Raw genomic sequence first — 6,105 nt, 5'->3', positions numbered from 1 at the left:
GGTTTTACCTGTCAGGGCGCGATTGTCAGAACCTTATCCCGTGGTGAAACGATTTTCTGTGACGGCACCTTTACAGGCAAAGCCGGGCGAGGTCGTTTCCTGCGACGCAAACCGTTTGTCCCTCCCGTGCTCTAACCACTGCCAGGGATCTATACACAATCAAGAATGATGAGTGAGGAAAAATGAGTAAGAAAATTGTTCTCGCCCTGGGCGGGAATGCGCTGGGCGATGACCTGGCCGGGCAAATGAAAGCGGTAAAAATTACTTCTCAGGCAATTGTTGATTTAATTGCCCAGGGACATGAAGTTATCGTCACTCATGGTAACGGGCCGCAGGTGGGCATGATTAACCAGGCCTTTGAAGCTGCCGCAAAAACTGAAGCGCACTCGCCAATGCTGCCGATGTCTGTCTGTGTTGCATTAAGCCAGGGTTATATTGGTTACGATCTACAAAACGCTTTAAGAGAAGAACTGCTTTCTCGGGGCATTAATAAACCTGTAGCAACGCTGGTTACTCAGGTCGAAGTCGACGCTAACGATCCGGCATTCCTCAACCCGACCAAGCCGATCGGTTCGTTCTTTACCGAGCAAGAAGCAGAGCAACTGACAAAACAGGGTTACACTCTGAAAGAAGATGCTGGTCGCGGCTATCGCCGTGTTGTTGCCTCGCCAAAACCGGTTGATATCATTGAAAAAGAAACGGTTAAAGCTCTGGTAGATGCAGGTCAGGTGGTGATCACCGTTGGCGGTGGTGGTATCCCTGTTATTCGTGAAGGTAACCATCTGCGTGGTGCCAGCGCGGTTATCGATAAAGACTGGGCCAGCGCCCGTTTAGCAGAAATGATTGATGCCGATATGCTGATCATTCTGACTGCGGTAGAAAAAGTGGCCATTAACTTCGGTAAAGAGAATGAACAGTGGCTCGATCGCCTGTCATTAAGTGATGCTGAACGCTTTATCGAAGAAGGTCATTTTGCGAAAGGTTCTATGCTGCCTAAAGTGGAAGCTGCCGCCTCGTTTGCTCGCTCTCGCGCAGGTCGTGAAGCACTGATTACCGTATTGAGCAAAGCGAAAGAAGGGATTGAAGGCAAAACAGGAACGGTGATTTGTCAGTAATTTAAAGGCCGGGTGGGTAATACCATCCGGCCAAAGATTGTCAAGTAAGTGCGCTTTGTTGATGCCGGATGCGGCGCGAGCGCCTTATCCGTCCTACAAAACATCGCAAATTCAATAGATTGCAATGCACTTGTAGGCCTGATAAGCGTAGCGCATCAGGCAATTTGGCGTTTGTCATCAGTCTCAGGCCGGGTGGGTAATACCATCCGGCCATTTTCATTTAAGCCACTTCCAGCACTTCTTTTGTCGCTTTCACGCCCTGATGCATCAACATCATTAACGCCTCAAGTACGCCGCCGCCAATCGCCCGGGCTTTATCAGAAACGCTGGTGAAATCAGCGGTTTCACCACGAGGATCGATATCACCAATTTTAAAACCACCAACCACTGCCAGGCCGTCGTTCAACAAGCCACGCACCATCCCCGTCAACGGTGCTTTAATTTCATGCTCACCAATCCAGGCAATCACATCGCCCTCTTTCACCAGATCGCCTAATTTCACGTTGGATCGCATAATGCCTGCAGCAGGAGCACGGATCACCCGTCGGGTGGTATGCCCCATAATATTGCCAGGAACACCGGTATTCTCCTGCGCACAACCAGAGTAAATCACCTGACCGAGCCAGTGCCCGCGATTTGTTTCAATTACCGCATGACAATCCTTCCCAGCAGTAAAGCCCGGCCCAAGCGCGATTGTTACTGGTGCCATATCTGCCCGCGTTCCCAAATTCTGTTTCGCCAGAATAGCGTCCACCACGCAAAGCGGTTTCAGTTCATCAAGCAATGAACAGGCGGGATCTACCATCACAGGAATGAATCCGCGTTCGGTAAGTTTCATCGCTTCCGCAGAGCTGGTTGCCAGGCGAGCAGTGACGCCTTCGACCGTCATTTCGCCATCGAACACGGCCTGGGCAAACGCCACGGTACAACGAATCACTGTCGGTTTTTCCACTTCCAGCATGATCACTTTAAAACCCGCATGATACAGACGTAGCGCCACACCACTGGCGATATCTCCCGCACCGCGAATCACCACCAGCTGGTGTCCGGAAGGATGAGAAGGTTTCATCATCAGCCCACCCGGCGCGTTATTTTTCACCTGTAATATTTCTGCCAGCACGCTGATGGCGATCTCCTGCGGCGTTTCCGCACCTATGTTGTAACCAACGGGCGCATGTAAACGGGCAATATGTTCTTCAGCCACGCCTTTCTCACGCAATTGACGCAGGAAAAGCTGAACCTTGCGACGACTTGCCAGCAACCCCAACCATGCAATGGGCTGTTCAATGAGTTTGTCGAGGGCTTCACGATCCTGATTATTCGTGGCAATCAGGACAAAATTATCAGGGCGAATATCCAGTGCTTCCACTGCCGCACCAAACGACTCAGCATGGAGAAGCGTGGTTGATGGTGGGAATAGTTCAGGATTGAGGCTTTCGCGATAAATATCAGCAACGGCAATATCAAATCCTAATAGCGCCGCACTCTGGGCTATCGCCCGGTTGACATGCCCCGCGCCAATCAACACCAGACGTGGACGCATACCATGGACGCTGATAAATACTGACATTGCACCTCCACAATCTGACCCGACAGCATCCGCACCGTTACGAGCCATACGTCCATGGAATAATCGCGGCTTACGTTCCTGCAATGCCTGAAGCGACTCTTCAATCACCTTCCGCTCAACCATTCCGCCACCAATTGTACCGACGATAGAACCATCGGCGCGCACTAACATTTGTGCAGAATGGCGGGGAGTCGAGCCTCGGCTATCAACAATTTGCGCCATAGCAAACGGACAATTTTGCTCTTCGAGTTTTGCAGCCTCTGTGAAAATATTCATACCAACCTCAATGGATATCCTTTCAGTAACCCGGAATACCCGGGCCGCTAATTCACAAATCTGCGCGCGATTGCAGGATGTTCTTGTATATCGCCCAGCCAGATTGCCTCTACGTCGTGTTGTTGCAGCGGTTGAAGGAGCTCGCTTTGTGCAATCGCATTCTCACATTGAGAAAAACGGTTAATGAACCAGACTCGCCGACAACCTTGCGGTACGTTTTTAAACGCCCCCTGAGGGTGGCGAACCAGCGCAACGAGATCGCTCAGTTGCAAGGTTGCATCAGGTGTTAACCCGGTAATATCAGCAAACTGCGACCAGCGATGGACATTTTCTGTGCTCACTTTCGCGCCCAAAGTATGTCCTCCCATCACAGCAATCACGCAGCAACTGCTTTTGGGTATGCAAGGTTCGTGCTCATCAGGCGCTTTTAACGGCATTCCACGCGAGCCATCTGCTTCAATGAGAATTACGTCACACTCTGGTCGTTGCACCAGTGCATCAATCGCTTCTGGCGTAAATCCCTGCACTTTTCCCTGGTTCGCTTTCCAGCTGTGAAAACAAAATGAAATGGGGGATGTAAGAGACGCATGAGGAAGCATGGCGGGATCACGACAGAAAACCACGGGCCAGTGAGACGTTGGCATAAACATATGTGTCGTCGTCGTGATTAACACACGCCTGCCGCTAGCCTGGAGCAGTTCTGCCAGCCAAAAAAGCAAGCTGGTTTTCCCCCCAGCACCAACAACAGAAATCACAGTGGGACGTTTCTGCGCACCTAAATCAATGACTAATGCCGATGGGTCAACTATACTTTTCACGAGTCTTTATGACCTCTCTGGGATAAATTATCCCCAACTTAATCCATCAGGAAGTAACGCAATTATCAGGCGTTATTAGCCCCTATAAATAATGGAACCACTATGTCAGCCATCGACTGTATAATTACCGCTGCCGGATTATCAACAAGAATGGGGCAATGGAAAATGATGTTACCCTGGGAACAGGGAACAATTCTTGATACAAGTATCAAAAATGCGTTGCAGTTTTGTAGCCGAATTATTTTAGTCACCGGCTATCGTGGTAATGAACTGCACGAACGTTATGCGAACCAGAGCAATATCACTATTATTCACAACCCAGATTATGCGCAGGGTTTACTAACATCCGTCAAGGCCGCAGTACCCGCAGTGCAAACAGAACATTGTTTTCTCACCCACGGTGACATGCCAACCCTCACCATCGATATTTTTAGAAAAATCTGGTCGTTACGAAATGATGGCGCAATACTGCCACTCCATAATGGCATCCCCGGCCATCCGATTTTAGTGTCAAAACCATGCCTGATGCAGGCAATCCAACGACCCAATGTCACCAATATGCGTCAGGCACTCCTTATGGGAGATCATTATTCCGTCGAAATAGAAAATGCAGAAATAATTTTAGATATTGATACTCCGGACGACTTTATTACAGCGAAGGAAAGGTATACTGAAATTTAGAAAACGTAGTTAAACGATTGCGTTCAAATATTTAATCCTTCCGGCACTCATTATCATAATGATAAGGAATCACTGATTTTGAGAAAAGAGAAAAATTGATAAATGGGCTGGCAATAATAATTTTCAGGAGTGATTTTAATTCTCATTTAGCACCTGTGAGTTCATTCACAAAAAGCCCTTAAGTTTCGAGCCGCCTCACATTTTTTTATATTTCCCGCCAAACCTGGCAAGAGTGGTGCGATTGTTGCTCTATCCCCCTAAACCACCGGATTTCTCAACACCGGTCACTCAATGATATCTGTATAAGCTAAGGAGAGGGTTATGGGGGATATTATGCGTCCCATTCCGTTTGAGGAACTTTTGACGCGCATATTTGATGAATACCAACAACAACGCTCAATCTTTGGTATTCCCGAGCAACAGTTTTACTCACCTGTAAAAGGTAAAACTGTTAGCGTCTTCGGTGAAACCTGTGCCACTCCCGTCGGCCCTGCCGCTGGCCCGCACACGCAGCTCGCGCAAAATATTGTCACTTCCTGGCTGACTGGCGGACGCTTCATCGAACTAAAAACCGTCCAAATTCTTGACCGCCTGGAGCTGGAAAAGCCCTGTATCGATGCCGAAGACGAGTGCTTTAACACCGAATGGTCTACCGAATTTACCCTGCTTAAAGCCTGGGATGAATACCTCAAAGCCTGGTTTGCCCTGCACCTTCTCGAAGCGATGTTCCAGCCTTCTGATTCCGGTAAATCGTTCATCTTTAATATGAGCGTCGGTTACAACCTCGAAGGTATTAAGCAACCGCCGATGCAACAGTTCATCGACAATATGATGGACGCATCTGACCATCCGAAATTCGCTCAATATCGCGATACGCTGAATAAATTACTCCAGGATGACGCATTTTTAGCTCGCCACGGATTGCAGGAAAAACGCGAAAGCTTGCAAGCCTTACCCGCTCGCATCCCCACCAGTATGGTGCATGGCGTCACCCTCTCCACCATGCACGGCTGTCCTCCGCATGAAATCGAAGCCATTTGCCGCTACATGCTGGAAGAAAAAGGGCTCAACACCTTTGTGAAACTTAACCCGACCTTACTGGGGTACGCGCGTGTTCGTGAGATCCTCGATGTCTGCGGTTTCGGTTACATAGGCTTAAAAGAAGAGTCATTTGATCACGACCTCAAGCTGACGCAAGCACTGGAAATGCTGGAACGCCTGATGGCACTGGCAAAAGAAAAATCACTCGGCTTTGGCGTAAAACTGACTAACACTCTCGGCACCATCAACAATAAAGGCGCACTGCCTGGTGAAGAGATGTATATGTCAGGCCGTGCGCTGTTCCCGCTCTCCATCAATGTTGCAGCAGTTCTCTCTCGCGCCTTTGACGGCAAACTGCCCATTTCTTATTCCGGTGGTGCCAGTCAGCTGACTATCCGCGATATTTTTGATACAGGTATTCGCCCTATTACTATGGCAACCGACCTGCTGAAACCTGGCGGCTATCTGCGCTTAAGTGCCTGCATGCGCGAGCTGGAAGGCTCCGACGCCTGGGGACTTGACCATGTTGACGTCGAACGACTGAACAGACTGGCAGCAGATGCGTTAACCATGGAATACACCCAGAAACACTGGAAGCCAGAAG

The 6,105-nt window shown here is 49.3% G+C and carries 5 protein-coding genes and 1 pseudogene; 4 read left to right on the top strand and 2 right to left on the bottom strand.

Going from position 1 to position 6,105, the window contains the following annotated elements; all coding sequences use genetic code 11:
• Positions 1-135: hypothetical protein (locus RTW80_RS21850; protein ID WP_312720166.1), on the top strand; the 135-nt coding region annotated here is incomplete at its 5' end.
• Positions 136-182: 47 nt separating this feature from the next.
• On the top strand, positions 183-1,115 hold the full coding sequence (gene arcC / locus RTW80_RS21845) for a carbamate kinase (RefSeq protein ID WP_000037992.1): 933 nt from the start codon (positions 183-185) through the stop codon (positions 1,113-1,115).
• Between the two features lie 220 nt (positions 1,116-1,335).
• Here arcC and yqeB read toward each other — a convergent pair whose 3' ends face one another.
• Together yqeB and yqeC are read right to left on the bottom strand one after the other, a co-directional pair.
• Positions 1,336-2,961 carry a selenium-dependent molybdenum cofactor biosynthesis protein YqeB gene (gene yqeB / locus RTW80_RS21840; RefSeq protein ID WP_001020381.1) on the bottom strand — a complete coding sequence of 542 codons (1,626 nt, stop codon included), beginning with the start codon at positions 2,959-2,961 and terminating at the stop codon, positions 1,336-1,338.
• A gap of 47 nt (positions 2,962-3,008) precedes the next feature.
• Complete coding sequence (yqeC, locus tag RTW80_RS21835; RefSeq protein ID WP_001298920.1) at positions 3,009-3,779, bottom strand: selenium cofactor biosynthesis protein YqeC; 771 nt, start codon at positions 3,777-3,779, stop codon at positions 3,009-3,011.
• Between the two features lie 102 nt (positions 3,780-3,881).
• Between yqeC and mocA the strand changes: the two genes are divergently transcribed.
• Positions 3,882-4,460, top strand: a complete 579-nt coding sequence (gene mocA / locus RTW80_RS21830) for a molybdenum cofactor cytidylyltransferase (RefSeq protein ID WP_312720163.1) — start codon at positions 3,882-3,884, stop codon at positions 4,458-4,460.
• A gap of 321 nt (positions 4,461-4,781) precedes the next feature.
• Positions 4,782-6,105 (top strand): annotated as a pseudogene (locus tag RTW80_RS21825) (putative selenate reductase subunit YgfK); the annotation flags it as partial.

It is taken from the genome of Escherichia sp. AM3, from assembly GCF_032029835.1.
GTDB classification, from domain to species: Bacteria; Pseudomonadota; Gammaproteobacteria; order Enterobacterales; family Enterobacteriaceae; genus Escherichia; species Escherichia coli.
Note: the sequence above shows the minus strand (reverse complement) of the source record. Positions and strands in the feature narration are given on the sequence as shown.